Origin of the sequence: Streptomyces sp. NPDC085931, from assembly GCF_044540565.1 — a bacterium.
Lineage (GTDB): Bacteria > Actinomycetota > Actinomycetes > Streptomycetales > Streptomycetaceae > Streptomyces.
In genome coordinates this window covers 95,884-112,826 of the sequence record NZ_JBITSK010000019.1, presented here as the reverse complement: position 1 = coordinate 112,826, position 16,943 = coordinate 95,884, and the positions used below count along the sequence as shown (strand labels likewise).

The 16,943-nt window shown below is 65.0% G+C and carries 10 protein-coding genes; 4 read left to right on the top strand and 6 right to left on the bottom strand.

The window, feature by feature from the left end; genetic code table 11:
• Window positions 1-153 precede the first annotated feature (153 nt).
• Window positions 154-1,221 (top strand): hypothetical protein, encoded by a 1,068-nt coding sequence (locus ACIGAN_RS31840; RefSeq protein WP_399862789.1) that lies wholly within the window; start codon window positions 154-156, stop codon window positions 1,219-1,221.
• Window positions 1,222-1,977: 756 nt separating this feature from the next.
• On the opposite strand, the gene ACIGAN_RS31835 is transcribed toward ACIGAN_RS31840, so the two are convergent.
• The 4 genes from ACIGAN_RS31835 to ACIGAN_RS31820 form a co-directional block, all read right to left on the bottom strand.
• The gene (locus ACIGAN_RS31835; protein ID WP_399862787.1) at window positions 1,978-3,756 is read right to left on the bottom strand and encodes an SAVED domain-containing protein; all 1,779 of its coding nucleotides are present in this window, start codon (window positions 3,754-3,756) and stop codon (window positions 1,978-1,980) included.
• Complete coding sequence (locus ACIGAN_RS31830) at window positions 3,753-5,219, bottom strand: HesA/MoeB/ThiF family protein (protein WP_399862785.1); 1,467 nt, start codon at window positions 5,217-5,219, stop codon at window positions 3,753-3,755. The genes ACIGAN_RS31835 and ACIGAN_RS31830 overlap by 4 nt, the downstream gene beginning before the upstream one ends.
• Window positions 5,216-6,220: an SMODS domain-containing nucleotidyltransferase gene (locus tag ACIGAN_RS31825; RefSeq protein WP_399862783.1), complete on the bottom strand. Its 1,005-nt coding sequence runs from the start codon at window positions 6,218-6,220 to the stop codon at window positions 5,216-5,218. Before ACIGAN_RS31825 ends, ACIGAN_RS31830 begins: the two co-directional genes overlap by 4 nt.
• Before the next feature lie 93 nt (window positions 6,221-6,313).
• Entirely contained in the window at window positions 6,314-6,454 is a 141-nt protein-coding gene (locus tag ACIGAN_RS31820; protein WP_165951458.1) for a hypothetical protein, read from the bottom strand.
• Between the two features lie 159 nt (window positions 6,455-6,613).
• Between ACIGAN_RS31820 and ACIGAN_RS31815 the strand changes: the two genes are divergently transcribed.
• Together ACIGAN_RS31815 and ACIGAN_RS31810 are read left to right on the top strand one after the other, a co-directional pair.
• Window positions 6,614-6,946: a hypothetical protein gene (locus ACIGAN_RS31815; protein WP_060904947.1), complete on the top strand. Its 333-nt coding sequence runs from the start codon at window positions 6,614-6,616 to the stop codon at window positions 6,944-6,946.
• Window positions 6,947-6,995: 49 nt separating this feature from the next.
• Window positions 6,996-8,132 carry an ImmA/IrrE family metallo-endopeptidase gene (locus tag ACIGAN_RS31810; protein ID WP_399862781.1) on the top strand — a complete coding sequence of 379 codons (1,137 nt, stop codon included), beginning with the start codon at window positions 6,996-6,998 and terminating at the stop codon, window positions 8,130-8,132.
• 643 nt (window positions 8,133-8,775) lie between these two features.
• Here the strand turns inward: ACIGAN_RS31810 and ACIGAN_RS31805 are convergent.
• Window positions 8,776-8,916 (bottom strand): hypothetical protein, encoded by a 141-nt coding sequence (locus tag ACIGAN_RS31805; protein ID WP_399862779.1) that lies wholly within the window; start codon window positions 8,914-8,916, stop codon window positions 8,776-8,778.
• 618 nt (window positions 8,917-9,534) lie between these two features.
• Between ACIGAN_RS31805 and ACIGAN_RS31800 the strand changes: the two genes are divergently transcribed.
• Window positions 9,535-10,176, top strand: a complete 642-nt coding sequence (locus ACIGAN_RS31800; RefSeq protein WP_399862777.1) for a hypothetical protein — start codon at window positions 9,535-9,537, stop codon at window positions 10,174-10,176.
• 83 nt (window positions 10,177-10,259) lie between these two features.
• Here ACIGAN_RS31800 and ACIGAN_RS31795 read toward each other — a convergent pair whose 3' ends face one another.
• Complete coding sequence (locus ACIGAN_RS31795; protein ID WP_399862775.1) at window positions 10,260-16,817, bottom strand: RHS repeat-associated core domain-containing protein; 6,558 nt, start codon at window positions 16,815-16,817, stop codon at window positions 10,260-10,262.
• Window positions 16,818-16,943: the final 126 nt, after the last annotated feature.

Here is a 16,943-nt window from a genome sequence, read left to right as displayed (position 1 = left end):
CTGCTGTGGGGCCATCATCAGGATTCCGTCAGCCATTCCAACATCGCGTGTATCCGTAGGTCGGGTGCTACAAACCACGGCACCTACCGAGTCGCCTTCGGTACTCTTCTCTCTTCGCCTGCGGGCGGAGTCACAAGGGGGTACGCCTCATCCATGACTACACGGCCAACGGCCCTGTTCCCTGTCGCCGACACCGCGCGTCACGCCAAGGGGCGTCAGAAGATGCACGGCCTCGCCCTGTACATCTCGCACGTCTGGGAAGCGGCCGCCACCACCTCAACTGGGCTCTGCCACGTGCACGGCATGGACGTGGACACTGAGCGAGTCGCTCTGGAGATTGCACCCGCGCTGGCGGCCATCAGGACCCTCGACCTAGAGGTGATCTGCAACAGCCAGAGCCCCGCTGACCAGGACCGGTACCGAAGTCTTCTCGCGTCCGATCCGCAGGGGCAGGTCGTCCGAGGGCTTGTGCTGCTGCGCAACGCGGACATCCACTTGCCAGCCACCGTCGATGTCAAGACGGACCGCATTGTCGGGGGTGTGAACCACGTCCGAGTGTTCCCCTCCTGGCAGCCATACGACCAGCTCCCCGACGCCATCCGTACCAGCACAGGAACCCGCCCCGGCGCCCACGACGCATACAGGACCGCAGTCGGCGGTCACTTGGTGGTCGAGACACTTCTGGACGCCTTCGCGTTTTTCCACCGGTGTGACCCCACCCTGGCCCGCTACGTCCCGGGCACCGAGCAACTGGAGTACTTCCCGCTGAAGCAGTACATCAGCCACGACTACGACCGGCGTCACCCTGACCAACCCAGCCGTCCTCAGGTCGAGGCCGAGGTGCGCAGACGGACCCAGCAGACCCCGCCGCTCGGCAAGAGCCGGGTCATCGTACATAGCTTCAGCAGCGACGGGGCGACGATCTACTGCGGCATCACCGTCCGTTCCTTCATCCCCATGGACTTCACGGAGCCTGAAGACCAGGTCGTACGCGACATCCAGGCCGGCTATCCGTACGTCGCCGCCACCGCCGACGGCACCCACCACACCGTCTCCGTGGACGGCGGCAACCGGCTCTTCGCCGACGGCAGCCCCCTCGCGCAGCTGCCGCTACGCAGTCCGCGAGATCACCCTCACACGGAGGTCTGTCAGGAGAGGTGGCAGGTGGCTGCCGCTGATGCCTTCGAGTACCGCACCCAACGACAACTCCATGGCTGCTGAGCCGTCGTCTATGTGGAGGATCCTCCCCGTGTCCGGGCGGCAGTCGTGGTTTCCGTAATGAACACCCACCCCTTGTCCGCGGTCTGACGGCGGCTGGTAGCGAAGCCGGTCAAGGGGGAATGCCCGCTCGTGGCGGCGCTCGCGGAATCGGACAAGAGGTCTGTGGTCGGCCTGCGTGCGTTGTCGGTTCTCAGTGATGAAGCCACGGTGTCGTCCAGGTCGGCCAACCAGGTCGCAGTGAGCAGGACCGCACGCCTCGCACAGGCCGACCAGCCGTCCGGCCCGCAGTCCTCGCACGGCAGACTGTGTTCCGGCCGTTCCTGGGCAATCGCACGGCCGACATCCCGGGGGCCTGCTACGTGTGGGCCTGCTCCCGCCACATGAAGCTTTCTGGTGAAGGACCCAGCGGTCACACGCTCGGCCTCCGCCGCGATGCCCGCCAGCCACACCGGATGTGCCCCTGACGGAGTGCGCAGTACGCACTTGTTGATGGCCACAGGCCTTCCCCCGTCCGTGCTGGCCGAGGGAAAGCCCGTGGTCTGTATTGGTGGTGTCGGTCAGCCGAGCGTCCGGTAGCCGGTGAATGCTTCGGAGGCGACCGTGACCGGGCCCGCCCTCAACAAACGCGGCCAACCGGCTGCTGAGCAGTCCCCACGGCTTCCCCTGCAGTCACGGTCTTCACATTACGAAGGGAGTGCCAGTCACGCTGAACCTGAGCCGCAAAATGCAGCAGCGCTGCACGTGTATCGCCGCGCCCTATTGGCCGAGCAAGACCTGGGTGATCGGTCCGCCGGTCACACCTGGCTCAAGCACGAGAGCTGGGGTGTAGCGGGGCCTCCCAGGGGTCGCGCCGTCCCACTCGTAGACGACGGTACGCAGCGTGTTGAGGTATCGCCCTACGAGTAGGGCCATCGTGTACGGGCCATGGAAAGCGAGATGCACCTCCGCACGGCCGCTGCGTGCGGCCAGCGCTTTGATCTGTTGCGCGGCAGCCGCGCTGAGGCGTGCGGCCTCGCGCGGGTCGAGTCGATCTTCGCCGACGACGGAGACTACGGCGGCCGCCGCGAAGCCGTCGCTGGACTCGTGCAGGAGCTGCTCGAATGCGGTCCGATCTGGAGCGGCAGTCAGGCTGACGAAGATCGCGATGCGGTCGTGGCCGTCGCGCGTATCCGCTTGTTCGAGGTCAACTGGTTGCGTATGAAGTTCGCTGGTCAGCGGGTCGTCACCAGCTTCTGTGGACGTCCACAGAGCGCCATGGGCATCGACCACCTCGACATTGCCGATCTTGGTCTCGGGCAGGGCGGCTCCCAAGGCCAGAGCTACCGACAGGTGAGCTCCGCCGGAGACGCGTACCACTTTCGCATCGGCTGCGTACACGGCGTCGCTGATTAGGGGCAGCGTGGTCTGCAGGAGCGTGAGTCCCTCGCGTGCGGGCAGACGTCCGTCGCCGGCGGATCTGATGCGGATGTGCAGGTCGTCCTCGCCCGCGTCCATGGCGAAGGGCGCGGGGCGGGTCTGTATTCGGACCGTGAAGGCCCGGTTCTCGCTGCGGATGGCGGACTTACGTTGTTCGACTCGGTGCATCAGCAGGTCCCGCACGATCTCGCTCTCGCCGGACGGCTGCAGCATGTTGCTTTGCTTCTTGTCGGCGAGGGTCCGAGAGGGAGCGAGTCTCAGGAGCCGGTCCGGTGCCTCGTAGTCGCACTGTGCATCGCTTTCCGCTCTGGCGATCTTATTCGCGATGCACAGGCTGAAGGCGGGGTCCTCGTCCAGTTGAAGCAGCCGAGGCAGCTCACGTTCTCGGACGATGTCGCTGTAGACGATCTCCGGTGTCACGACGAGCACGGCTGCCGAAAGCCCTGTGGTCAGGGCTTGTTCGAGGCGATCGGTCGTCGTGCCTGGGCGCAGGTCGGTACGGTCTCTCCACACGACGAGACCGGCGGCCCTGAGCAAGTTCTCGATCGAATCGGCCTGCGGGGACCCATCCGACTGCCGGTAGGAGATGAACACCGCGCCGTCACGCCGAACCGCATCCTCGGGCAGTGGCCCCAGCGCCTCGAATCTCTGTGGTGGCGGAAGGACCGTTGCTACCTTGCTGGTGACACGTCCCCATCGTTGGCGCCGCGCGATCAGTCCGGAGAAGGGATCCGCCCCGCCGGGAGCGTAAACGAGGAGTGCGATCGGACCGTCATGCTCCCGGGCAGTTGCCTGCATCGCAGCAACATCTATCGAGCTCGGGCCGGACGGTGCGGGATGGCTGTGCCACTCGCCGACATAGCCGGTTGGATCGTCATCCGCTCGCTCTGCAAGGAACTCTGCGAGGAGCGCGTTCGCCCTGACGTCATCGCGCACGTACCTGTGGGTGGACGCTCCTTGTCCGTCGACCACGAGGGCATGAGTGACAGCAACGTTAGCGTCTTCCCGGTAGCCGAGGAGGATGCCACCTGTTTCCCGCGGCAGCTGCCGGGCGGTCGCGGACGCGATGGCCTCGTATGCCTCCTGGCGCAGCTCGATCCGTGGCGCCGGCCGGGTCACTGGTGGCTCCCTTGTGATGCGGAGTGGAGGTGGCGCGTCTCCCCAGCAGGATGGAGAGGACGCTCCACGAGGAGGCCGATGGCGTGGCGGACGGTTGCCGCTGCTGCCTCGATCACCGCGTGGGGCGGCGTTGGGGAGATAGGGCTTCCGCAGCCTGCTTCGAACAGTAGCGGTGCCTCGGTGTCGGCTCTGGTCGTCGAAGGCGGCAGCGGTGCGGCATCGCCGAGCGGTGGCAGCACGTCGATGCGATAGGTCCTGCCGTCGTTTTGAAGCGCCGCGGACAGGACCCGTATGCCTACTGTCCGGGCGCTTACGTGCAGGAGCGCCGTGGTGGCGAAGTCGGCGGTGGCGTTCACGACGAGGTCGTGGTTCCGCAGATGGTCAACCGCGGCGGCGCCCGAGGTAAGCGCGCCATTGATGATGCCGATGCCGCTGGCCAGCGCATCGTTGTGCCTGACGAGGTGTCGCTTGACCGCTTCGACTTTCGGCAGCCCGACCGTGTCGGGGCCCACGAGGTGGCGGACGAGGTTTCCTGGCATGACGACATCGTCGTCGATGAGAGTGAGGTGACGGAGACCGGAGCGCACCAGTATGTCGGCGATGAACGAGCCCAAAGCGCCGACGCCGACCACGGCAACCCTGGATTCACGCAGTGCGGGGGCGAGGACGCCTGCGCGAGCGGACCGGGCGGCCTCGGTGTCTACGCCCGAGCGCAGACGTGTGACGGCCGTGCCGTCCTCTTTCGTGGGCGCGATGTCCAGCACGATCGCGCCCTCGTGGGTGCCTCGTCGGTAGATCAGCACGACGACTGCGAGCGACTGCTGACGCATTCTGCGGTCCAGCTCCGTGTTCGAGCCGAGCCGGGCGGAGATGTCTGCCCAGGTTCGCGGCGGCACGTCCACCTCTCCGAGATCGGCTACGTACCCGAAGCGGTCCTTGCTGTGCTTGAGGGCCTTCCTGGGGCAGCTGCCTTGCCTGATCCGCATCGTGTTGTTGCTGGACGGGCTGAAGCGGACGGGGCGGTTGAGGTACTGGCCGAGGTCGTCGTAGAGGTAGAGCCGCCGGTCCGTGGACGGCTCGAAGTACCGGTCGAGGTCGAGGTCGGGCCGATCACCCGTCCAGCCGGTGTCCGCGCGCTCGAACCACGCTGTGACGTGTTCGAGGAACGCCGGGGCCTCCATCCACCACAACCCATCATGATCATCTTCAGCAATCAGGCACAGACCGCCGTCCAGGTCGCGGTGCCAGGACCAGGGCACTGCATCGTGCTCGACCGGCGCCACCCTCGGCGGCCGGAATGGAAAGCGGGGCGGCAGGTCGATCACGACGCGGGTGGTGACCGCCGAGTGCGGGACCGGCCCTTCCCATCCTGCTTCGACCTCCCTGAACCCGGCGCGGATCAGGCCTTCCTCGAAGTGCTGCCGTGCGTGGGCGACGTACTCGTCGAAGCTGACAGAGGTCACCCGAAGGTCCTCTTGCCGGCAGGCACGGCGCGGGCGCCGGGCGAGATCGCGGAGGCATTCTTGCTGCCGTCCTCGTTGAAGCCGGGGGGCATCGGGAAGACCGTGCCTCCATCGCCGTTCTCTCCCAGCAGTTTCCGGAACGCCAGCGCGGCCTGGCCCGCGTCCTCCTCGGCGAGCGCAGCTTCTGCCAACGTCGCGGCGTCGGCGAACCGCGTGCGCGCGGTGTCCAGTTCGTCGTCGGTCGCGCGGATGCGGATGGTGTTTCCGGGCAGGGTCGGGTCGGTCACCGCGATGCCGTAGGTCACGAAGTTATCTATGATCTTGCTGACTTCCCGGAGTGCGCTGACGTAGTACTCCGCCTGGTCATTGCCCGAGACCGCGCCTGAGGCGAACGCCTGGTAGGTAGCCATCTCGATGAAGAATCCGCCGGGCTTCTTCGTGCCGAGCAGGGCACGACGAGTCTGGCGGAGCAGTTTGACGGTCGGTACGTAGTACTCGTCGTGGTCGGCATTCATCGTGCTCGACAGCCCTGTCAGAGCGTCGGGGTTGGTGCGCACCCACTCGTTAGCGTCGCCCTTCTGCGGGATCTCCCACGTTCCGTCGCCGTAGGGGCGGGCGGGCACCGCGTCGACGTAGAGGTCGTACTCCGGGAAGGAGACCTGCAGGCTCCGGTCCTGACGCTTGGTGCGCCGGTGCCCGTCGGCGTCGGTGCCGAACTCCGCATGCAGGACCTTGAAGAACCTGTCGAGGATGTCCGTCGACGTGAGGTCACTCGGAACATCCGGCAGGCGCACGAACACGTCGACGTCCTTGATCCTGCGGATCGACACGTTGCGCTTGTAAGAGCCAATCAAGATCGGGCTGACGCCGTACTCGGCCAGCTTGGAGTCGGCCTTGAGGGCGTCACGGACGAGGCGATGCGCCTCGGGTGCATTGGTCTTATCGTCACCGGGCTCGATGGAGCTCAGCGCATTCTTGAACTGCTGCTTGAGGTGAGCCATCGGGCCCTCCGATCCTGGTCGTGGCTGCATCGGCCTGCCGAGCTTGCCTCACACCACTGACAATGCGAGGTCGGCTGCGAGGGGCATGGCCGCCTACTTCTTCCTGCCGCCCTTGCCGGCGCTCTCATTGGTCGTCGTCTTCGGGTGCCGCTTCACGGTGGCCTGCTTCACGAACCGGCCCGTGATGGCGCTGCGGCCCCGCTTGCCGTTGGATGCGCTGCTCTTGCCTGCCATGGGCTGTCCTCCAGATCTCCAGCGGTGGCCGGCGGTAACACAGGCCACACCCTACTCCACAGTTTCATTTACCCAGCAGGTGCATGAAATTTTGTGGACCTTGATCGGGAGGATAGCATGGAAGCAGTAGGTACACGGAAAAGGATTCTGAGGTCGCTGGTGGAGATCGTCTTCGAGGACGCCGAGCTCGCCCGTGTCTGCAACAGCGGCCCTGCCCGCAGGGACCGTTTAGGCCCCGACGGAGCGACCACCCTGCTCCGGCGTCTTGGCCAGATGTCGGCCGCCCACCACCTGGCTGACCTGCGGCACATTGCGGCCGCGCGGCTGCGGCCCGCAGCCAACGGGGACTGCTTCACTCTGCTGGTGTCGCTTGGTGATCACGGCGATCTCGTGGTCCGCCCGCGCGACGACCCGCCCGACACCCTCGACGACGGCACCCTGAACGAGCACGCCGTACGCGCTGTGATCGTTGCAGCGATCCACCGCCCCTGACCCCGCCACCAGGCCCGCCCCGCAGCCTCGCCGACCGAGAGGCACTCACGTGACTCCGCCCTCCGCCCCGCACCCGTTCGCACCGGATGAAGTCCTGCCTCCGGGCGACACGCTGAAAGAACAGCTCGACGCCCTCGGCATCCCCCAGGCGGACCTCGCCCGCCGCACCGGACTGTCGACCAAGCACATCAACCAGATCGTCCAGGGCAGCGCCGTCCTCACCCCCGAGACTGCCCTTCTACTGGAGCGGACCGTTGGAATCCCGGCTTCGCTGTGGAACCAGATGGAGGCCGCCTGGCGCACCCACGTCAGCCGCACCCAGAGCCGTGAAGCTCTCAGCCACCGCCTCGACTGGCTCGACCGCTTCTCCCTGCAGGAGCTGGTCAAGCGGGGCATCCTGCCGACCAAAGAACGGACGGTGGACAATCTCGAGCGTCTGCTGGCGTTCTTCGGTGTCGCCGACCCCGAGGTCGCGGAGAACGTGTGGGGCAGCTACCGGACCGCCTTCCGACGCTCCACCGTCCTCACGCCCGACGACTACGCCACCGCCGTCTGGCTGCGCCAGGCCGAACTCAGAGCACGCAAAATCCCCTGCGCACCCTACGACCGTGCGGCCCTGCTTGAGCTACTCCCCCAGCTACGCGCTCTGACCGTCGAGGAACCCGCCGTCTGGCGCACCGAAATCCCGCGCCTGTGCGCCCAGGCCGGCGTCGCGGTGGTGTTCGTTGCCGCACCCCCCAACAGCCGCGTCTCCGGCGTCACCCGATGGCTCACCCCGGAAAAGGTCGGAGTCGCCCTCAGCGGCCGGTTCAAGAAGGACGACCACTTCTGGTTCACCGTCTTCCACGAGCTCGGCCATGTCCTCCTGCACGGCAAACGCCTCACCTTCATCGACAACACAAACCGCGACGACGACACGACCCCCGAAGGAGACCGCAGCGAGGACGAAGCAGACGCCTTCGCCAGGGAAACCCTCATCCCGCCCGAGCACGCGGCCGCCTACAAGCAACTCGCCCAGCGCCCTATGCCCTTCACCAACATCACAGCCTTCGCCCGCCGGGCCGGCATCGCCCCGGGCATCGTCGTCGGACGCCTCCAGCACGACGGCGTCCTGGACTGGAAATACGGCAGCAAGCTTAAGCGCCCCATCGAGATCAGCCTCTCCGGCGATCTCACCGCAGGCTAGCCCCTCTGCACATCAGCCGTTCGTTGCGCGGGGATCCGTAAGCCGTATCACGGATCCCCACCCCATGCGCACACCGGCAGGAGCAGCCGGAAACTCGTCGTCACGCCGGACCGGCCGCGCAGGCTGTCCTGCGACCGCCGCCCTGGGCCTCCCCTCCCGGGCGCCAATGCCCAGTCGGACCCAGATCACGGCTCCCCCCCGTAGACGTCGCCGGCAGCACCAGCGCTGGGCCTACGACCCGTACCGCACACGAATCACCAGCAGCGCCCCCGTCGACACCCCGTCCTACACAGGCGCCCGCTACGAGACCACCACCGGCCCGCACCCCGCCAGTACAACACCCAGCACTGCCGGGCCCCTACATCTGGCCGAGAAACCTCGCTCCAGGTAGGCAATTCCACTGTGGTCAGGCCCAGTTGGCGCTAATGTCTGGACGGCCGGGGCGGCAGCCCGGTGGCAGTGGACGCCCCTCGGGGCGTTAGTGGTGAGGGAGGGGCTCCTCACCGACCACGGCCGACGAAGAGCCCAAGACCTTGTCTCCCTCCTGCCGAGTCGCCCTCGCATCCCGGCTCACACTCGCTCCGTACAACCACGTCCGCGTCGATCGGGACAGCCGTCAGACGGCCCCGTGCGGTCATCACCTCTAGGAGCCCTGGGGGTCACGTTCGGGCATGAGGCTGGGGTGGGCAAGTGGGCCGGTCGCCGCCTGGGCGAGCCAGTCGGCCCACCGGTTGATGAACTCGTTCAGGTCTCCCATGACGAGCCGGGTAAAGGGTTGAGCCACCTGGTGCATCATCGTCCCCGGGCTGACGGCAGCGCGGGATTCATGGTGAGGGTCGAACGCGAAGGGCTCCATGGTTCTGCTGGTGGCGCGCAGCGGAGTGTCCATGAAGGCGGTCTCGAACCACTGGCACTGGTTGCCCGTGGACGGACGTCGCGACAACGCCCTTCTTGTAGGTGTCGTAGACCTTGACGATCGGGTTGGGATCCTTGGGGTCGGGGGTTGCCGTCCATGTCGTTCGACTATTGGATCCTCGCGGCGGCGTACGCCTGGCTCTGGGTGTTGTGACGGCTCGAGGAGCCGCCGGCGCCCGCGGAGTTCTCCAAGGAGCGCTCCGCGTGCTGCTCGGGGGCTGGCTCGGGCGGCTGGGGGGTGGTGGTGTGGTGGCCGGTCGCGGTGGCGGGCGGCGGGTGGGCCTGGACTGCGCGCAGCCCAGCTGCGATGATCGCGCCGAAAGCCGCACCGGTGCGGGCAGTGGCCGCCCGGTGATGACGTGGCGGAGCTGCTCCGCACTCCAGCCTGCTTGCAGCATCACGGCCCCGATCGGGCAGAGCCTTGGCCGTCAGCAGCAACTCCGGGCGACTTCCTCAGTGACCCCATCAATTGTGCCATAATGATTGCATGATTGACCCTTCCAGTATCGAATTGCATCAATTTCTGGCCGCATGGTACGGGCCACCCCTCAGCCAAGGAGTAACTACATCCCGCGAGTACCTGGCTCTACCGGAACCACTGCAAGGGTGGCATGCGCTCGAAGCAAGATGGCCCCAACCCCTGGTACGAAACAAGAAATTGCTGACGCCGGGAGAAATGGCCATCAAGGGCGGCAAGGTAGTCTTCATGACCGATCCAGGAGATGCACTTTGGGGTTTCGACCCTATCAGACCGGACACTGTTTACGAGGGACGACTCTATGGGGAGTGGAAGCGACTCACGGAAACCCTCGCGGAGTTTTTGGTCCACAATGCAATCAACGAAGCTGCCTCTAATGCGCCGCACACAAAGTCATGCGAGTCAGTGAAGAACGAGCACGTGAACCAAATCATCTCACCACTGACAGAAGTGGCCTTTGGAGAATGGCATTGGCCTCGCCCGGGCCATCGTCTTTTCATGAGTGATAAAGTAATTGCAGACGTCGGGCCGGCAATGGAAGACCATGAGCCCTGGGGAGACAAGCCTGGATACAGTGAAGTTCAGGTTGGCGCTACGAACGCCTCCGCGCTCACCTATCTGGAAGATGTACCGGATACTGAGTGGTACTGACTGACTTCAATTTCACAGAAAGAAAAGGCCCAGCGCTTTCCCTAGACACCTTGATCCAGAGAAAGCGCTGGGCGCCCTTCTATCTACTTCCCGATGAACGAATGAGTTTCGACATCACCGAAGGTATTACGCCAGGTGACGCGCAGTGTTGCATCCTTCGGCAGCATCCTCGGAAGATGATCGAAGCAACGTCCACATATGTACGTTTGATCGATGTAAAGATGGGCGTTTGCCCAGCTCTTGTCACGCATCAGGGCAGCAGCCTGAGCCTCCGCATGGTGATAATTTGACGTGTTTGCTCCCGGCGGTCTTATATAGCCCCTAGGGAGATTATTCGCTCCAGAAGACAAAGCAACGGTGTCATCATATCCTTCCACATAGAGTGCCCCATTAGTGCCGCCAGGTTGCGTGAACTTCCTCGCCGCCGCCTTCGCTGCGGCGAGTCCTTCCTCATCGGTAAGTCGAACCCCTCCGCTTGCGGCACCATCGGCCTCACGAAACGCGCGCCCCATTTTATCCGAGCCGGAGTCGATCAACCCGCCGCCGGCTACGGCAAGTCCTGCGCCGCCAGCCACGGATGGGACACCCGCTACACAGAGGACACCCACTGCGCATTCCACAACCCCGGAAACAACAAGTGAGCCTCCTAGGGCGCCTCCGAAACCTCCCCCCACCGTTTCCAGGAGACCAGACCAGAAGTCTTGGTTTGACAGCAGACTAGAGAGATAGTTTCCTGCGTTGCTACTCGAGTCCCCCGGGCCGGTTTTTGGCTTGCAAATGAGGCCGGCACCAGTGCAGGTGTAATTTGGACCACTACTGTTGTTACTCGAGCTGCTGGTGTTACCCGAACTGCTGGTAGGAGCCGTCCCGTGATCGATGTAGTCAATTGGACCGCAGGATCCCTTGTGGCAGCTTCCGGCACTCGGGTTCCCGGGATCGATCGGGCCGTCTCGGATGATGTCACCGGAGCCGTCGCCCTTGGGGGTGCCAACGCCGCACTGGTCAGCCCTGCACAAACCCGTGGGATCTGAATGGGTGACGGGCGAGTTCCCTGCGTAGCTGTAGCCGTTGAGGGTCTGTGGGTCGTCGGGGGCCATGATCGGGTCAACGTTGACGAACTGGCCGATTGCCGGGTCATACTCGCGGGCACCGATGTGAATGAGACCGGTAGATTCGTCCGCTGGTTTACCGAGGAGGGCCTTGTCATCAGGCCAACTCGCCTTAGTGCCGCGGGGAGACCCGAATGGCGTCGTGTACCGCTTCGTGACCGCATACGTGGTCGCGTCCAGGGCGACGCTCGACGTGCCGTGGTGGTCTGCGGCCAAGAAGTTGAGCTTCGTACCGGAGGTACCCGAGACGGCTGTGCGCACCGCGATGGTCTGGGCATTGGCGGTGTAGTAGCGGGTACCAGAAAGGGTCTTCGTTGTGCCCTTGACGGTGAGCCGGACCTCGTTGCCGCCTGGCAGGTAGAGGACAGTGTCACCGTCGCTCTTGGCCCTGCGCAGCAGCAACTCGCCTGAGGGATCGTAGAGGTAGGTGGTTTCCTTCGTGCTCTCGGTGAGCTTGGTCAGTTTTCCTTCGGCGTTCCAGGTCAGCGTCTGCTGCGTCGTGGGGCCGGGGCGGGATGTTGTGTTGCCACTGCTGTCGTAGGAGTAGCTACTGGTCCGGGCGCCGCTGGTGGCGTCCAGCGTGTGGGGCTTGTTGTCCCTTGTCGTGTCGTCGTAGGTGTAGTTGGTGGTTTGGTCGCCTGTCGAGGTGTGCTTGGTTTCGGTTTTGCGTTGCCCCGCGGAGCTGTAGGTGTACGAGGTCCAGTAGGGGGCGGAGCCGTCGATGTTGGATGTCGCGCGTCCCGTCACCGCGCAGTCGGCGGTCTTCGGCGTCCAGGCTTCGGTCATGCGGCTGTAGCCGTCATAGGCGAAGCACTGGTAGTCGGCCTTGGTGGTGCCGCCCTGGGTCGTGGCGTCGAAGATGGAGGTGACGTTTCCAGCGTCGTCCTGCGTGAACTTCAGTTCCTGTGGCATGTAGCCATGCACGTCGTCCGTGACCCAGGCTCGAGTGAGCCGACGTGTGCCTGTCTCATATGCCCAGTTGAGGTAGGCCTTCTTCGCTGAGTCTCCAGGTTCCATGCCGAGGGCGAGTTGGTTGAGGTCGCCCTGAGGAGAGAATGCCGCACCTTGCAGGTAGCCGGTGGTGCCGGTCGAACTGATCTGGTGGCCGGTCGAGTCGTACTTATAGGAGACGGTCTCAGCGGGCAGACCGGCGACCGCTGGTGAGGCGTACTGGCTGGTCGTACCGTCAACGTTGTAGCCAGTGCTGAACGACAGCGTCTTGGGAACGCCCGCGGTCACCAGTGGATCTGTGTCGGGCAAGAGCAGTTGGCTGCCGGTTGCTTGGTACAGCGCGTCGTATGAGGTGACCTTCTGGGTGTAGGCCTTTCCGGTAAGGCCTCCGTCGTAGCGGATCGAGCTGTCCGGCTGGCCTTTGGCCAGGGTGTCGAAGGTCCAGGCCGCGAGCTTGTTGGCGTCGGTCTTGGCGATCTGCCACATGCCTGTCTTGCGGCCAAGATCGTCGTATTCGTAGAGCAGCTTCTTGTTCGTGTCGTCGTTCGGTGTGGTGCTGATGACTTGGTCGAGGGTGTTGTACTCGGTAGTGCTCTTGCCCTTGTCCGGGTCAGAGGCGGTGACCTGGCGACCTATCAGGTCGTAGGTGTAGGACCACTTTGTCTGGTCGGGTCCGGTGATTGTCTTCTGTTGGCCGGCTGGTGTGTAGGTGTAACTGGTTGTGGTGTAGTCGGTGCCGGTGGGCTGCGTGCCGCCGTATTCGCGGCGCTCTGTGAGCTGGCCGAGGGCGTTGGTCACCGTGGCGGTTGCTTGGCCGCCGTTGGGGGCGCTGGTGCCGATGGTGTCGCCTGTGTAGGACGTGGTCGTGGTCCAGCGGGTGGTGCCGTGTGTCTTGGTGACTACCTTGATCGGGCGGCCGGCGCCGTCGTAGGTGGTGTCCGTCTGGATCGGTGCCTGGCCGGCGGAGGTTTCTACGGGTGTGGATGCTGGTGTTGAGGTGCTGTCCCAGATGTCGGACTGCTGGCTGACGGCCAGGCCTCTGGGGTCGTAGAGGGCCAGCGAGATGAGGCGGCCGCCCTGCGGGGTTGGGGTCTGGGTCTGCCGGGTGCGCAGCAGGGAGTCGTAGAAGGTGTAGGTGGTGTTGTAGCCGGAGCCGTCGCCCTTAAGGGTTGCGGTGGATACCCAGGACATGGCCGAGCTGGTGACGTTGTAGGCGTAGACGTAGTTCGGTGTTTTGTTCAGGACTTTGAGCCGGTTGGGCAGCCACACCTTGGTCAGGCGGCCGAGGCTGTCGTACTCCGTCTCCGTGACCTTGCTGTTGGGGTCTGTCACCTTCAGCGGGGCACCCGTGGCGAAGTCGACAGTGGTCGTCGACTTGTACAGCTTGGCGTCCTCGACGGCAGTCGCCGTCAGCGGACCCGCCGCTGCTGGGATGTAGGTCGTTCGTGAGATTTGCAGGTCATTGGTGTTCTTGACAGTGAGGGGACGGCCGAGTGTGTCGAACGTCGTGGTCGTCTGCTTCTGCCAGATGGGATTGTTGGCCGCTGTGTATCCCTGGACGCGGCCGGTCCACTGGGCCTCGCCCTTGGTCGGGCTCTGGTTCGAGGACCAGGTGGTCGAGTCGTAGGCGACGGCCGTGTCGGAGACGACGTCGCCAGGCCTGCTGGCGTCGGCCGGCAGATCCAGGGCGTCTTCCGTGGTGGCGCAGGGCTTGCTGGTGACCCGGGTGCGGGAGACGAGGGAGTTGATGCCGTTGGTGTCGTTGCGGGCGTACCAGAGACGGGTGCACTTTTCATCGCCGTCGGTCGCGGTGTCGCCTTGGTCCTCGACGGTGGCGGTCATGCCGTAGTCGTCGTAAGTGGTCTTGACCGTACGGATGCGGTCGTAGGGGTCGAGCTTGCTGGTGATGTTGGTGCGGGAGTGGCTGGCTCCGGTGCGGACGTAGTAGGCCTCGATGTCCGCGTAGGACTTGTGCTGTGTTGCGGTGCGCTTTGACCAGGGATCGTTGATCGTGCCGCCGACTTCGGCGGTACCGTTGTAGGTGACGGTCTCGCGGGTGAATCCGGCGTACTGGTCGGAGTCGGTGATCGGGCCGGCTTTGACGCCGGAGACTTCTGCCGTCTTGCGGGTGTCTGGGTCGGGGGCCTTGCCGTCCGGCCCTAGGACGCGGTCGCCGTGCATGCCGCGCAGGTAGACGGTGACGGACTTGCTCTGGGTGCCCGTGGAGATGCCGGTGAGGTGAGTGACCTTTTCGAAACCGCGCCAGATGGACCAGGTGCGTTCCTTGGTCGGGGTGAGCGGGTCCTCGTTGTAGTGCCATGCCCCGCCGCCGGAGTACTGGTAGGCGTGTTGCACTGCCTCCGAGCCGCCGCGCGGGTCGGTGGTCTGCACTGAGCTCACCGGGTACTTCTGGAACCAGTCGAGGAGGGGTTCCTTCTCGCCGTTGGGAGACCAGTAGACCGGGTAGCAGCGCTTGGTGTTCTGGTCGACCTTAGGCATGGTCTGGCCGACGGCGCAGTCAGCGTCCAGGTAGGTGACGATGGTCTTCGCGCCAGTTTCCGAGGTGACAGTCTTCAGGCGTGGCTTGTGCAGGGGCAGGATGTCGTCGGTGCCGTCGACCCGGTTGGCGCGCATCTCGTGCGTGAACTTGACGGGGTCCAGCGCCAGGTCGGTGCCGCGCTTGCCGGTGTGCTTGATCTCGTCAAGCCACAGCGACTGATCGGTCGAGTCTCCTGTGTCACCGGGGTCGAGGTAGTTCTGCCTGAGGGACCAAACGTCCACCGGGTCGAAGGCGGGGGTGGTGGCCGCTGCGTTCCATGCGTAGGTGGTGAGGGTGGTCAGCCGCTTGCGGGTGAAGAACGTCGGGCCGGTGTTGCCGGTGCACTTGGCGCCGTCCTTGCAGACTGCGTCGAACGGTACGTCCGGCCAGTTGTCCCGGGTGTCCTCGTTCAGCGAGTCGCAACCGGTGCCGGCGGCGAGGCAACGCTCCGCGTAGTCGAGGACGACCTTGTTGGAGGCGGCGGGAGAGCCGGAGAAGAGGGCGCCGGCGCGCTGGCCGTAGCGGATCTCTTGGAGGTAGCCGCCGCGGACGTAGTCGGTGCCGGTGGTGTCGTCGCCAAGTTTGTCATAGTTGTTGTGCTCGGTCTTGTACCAGTAGGACATGGCGTTGTTGTGGGTGTCCTCGACGTAGTCGAGGTTCCACCGCCAGGCCTGGGTCTTGGCGCGGCCGGAGAACGAGGTTTCGTCGGCGTAGCCGGGTTCGCCTTCGTCGTCGCCGAAGACGGGAACCGTCCACACTGACTGCGTGCGGTCGTCGGCTCCGGCGCCCTCGAGCTTGTTCAAGCCGAAGACGTACTTGGTGCCGTCGCCGGTGATGACCGTCCAGTACTCGCCGTTGTCGTCCCCGTTGTCGGCACCGGTGGAGCGGGTCACGGTGGAGGCGTCGTCGTTCTTCAGCCGCCACTTGCCGGTGGTGTCGTCCTTGACCAGCTCGGTGGCCTGGCCGTTGAGGACGAGGGAGGCGTTGTCGTACTTCCAGCACAAATCGTACTTACCGGTTTGGCCGTCGTCGTCGCAGGAGCCGTACTTCCGCTCGATGTAGGACGACGTGAGGTCGAAGCCCTCGCCGATCTGGCTGCCCTGATTGTTGGTGCTCGCGGTGCGCCCGTCGACAGCGCCGGAGTCGTACGCGATGGACAGCGTGGGCTGCGGTCCGGCTGCGGCCGGGGGCACGCGCAGGGGGTAGGACCAGGTGAAGGTGCCCGAGGAGCCTCCGGCTTCCCAGGTCGAGGATGCCGACAGGGGGGTGGCTGCGTAGTCGCCGGCTCCGGACTGCGTTCCGGCCGTCAGCGCCAGCATCATCGGTGTGCCGGAAGAGGGCAGGCTGATGGGTGCCGAGATCTGTTGCTTGGAGCGATGGTTGGTTGATTCGAGCGGGGCGCCTTTGCGGCATTTCGCTGTGGTCGGCTCGGTGAGCGAGCAGTTGGGCAGGCGCGTCAGGTGCAGGCGTCCGGCCCAGTCGCCTCCGTAGGCAACTGCGAAGGCCGAGTAGTTCAGACCCAAGCGCGCCTTGGCTCCCTTTTTCGGGCCTGTGACCTTCAGGGCGACACCCTTGATACCGAGTTTTGCTGCCGCCTTCTGGTCGAGTACTTCGACGGTGACGGATGCAGCTTTCGGGATTGTGCCCGATGTGGTCAGACTGATGGGCAGGGATCCTGGGGTGGCTTTGGCAGTGCCCTTGGCAGGTAGTTCCAGGGTCGCTTTCCCGGCCCCGGGCCACAGTGTCTGCTTGGTGCGGTCGCGGCGGGCGCGGGCGATCGCCGCCTTGTCCGCGTCTTCGGACTTCTTCACCGCGGCAGCGGCCTTCTGGTTTACCTTCGCCGTGAACGGGCTGACCTTGGCCGACCGGGGCTTTTGGAGGTCTGGAGCGCCCAAGGGATCGGGATCTGTGGCGAAGGCAGCGGGGGTGAGCAAACCCGGAAGCATGGCCAGGCCGGTGACTGCGGCGAGGCGGCGGGACCACCGTCTTGTGATCTTGTTCCTGCGGCCCGGGCCAGGACCGGGTATACCGAAGGGGGTCATGGGTGTCTTCCTGTACGGCGCCGGATGGCGCGCCAGAGGGGGCCGTTGAGGCGGAAAAGAAGCGGAGGAGACCCGGCCTGTCACTGCGCTGTGACCATGGGCTGTCGCGGCCATTGCACGTTGACA

Coding starts and splice junctions, on each gene's coding strand:
- ACIGAN_RS31820 (WP_165951458.1), bottom strand. CDS start 6,454: ATGGCAGGCAAGAGCAGCGCATCCAACGGCAAGCGGGGCCGCAGCGCC.
- ACIGAN_RS31800 (WP_399862777.1), top strand. CDS start 9,535: ATGATTGACCCTTCCAGTATCGAATTGCATCAATTTCTGGCCGCATGG.
- ACIGAN_RS31840 (WP_399862789.1), top strand. CDS start 154: ATGACTACACGGCCAACGGCCCTGTTCCCTGTCGCCGACACCGCGCGT.
- ACIGAN_RS31795 (WP_399862775.1), bottom strand. CDS start 16,817: ATGACCCCCTTCGGTATACCCGGTCCTGGCCCGGGCCGCAGGAACAAG.
- ACIGAN_RS31825 (WP_399862783.1), bottom strand. CDS start 6,220: ATGGCTCACCTCAAGCAGCAGTTCAAGAATGCGCTGAGCTCCATCGAG.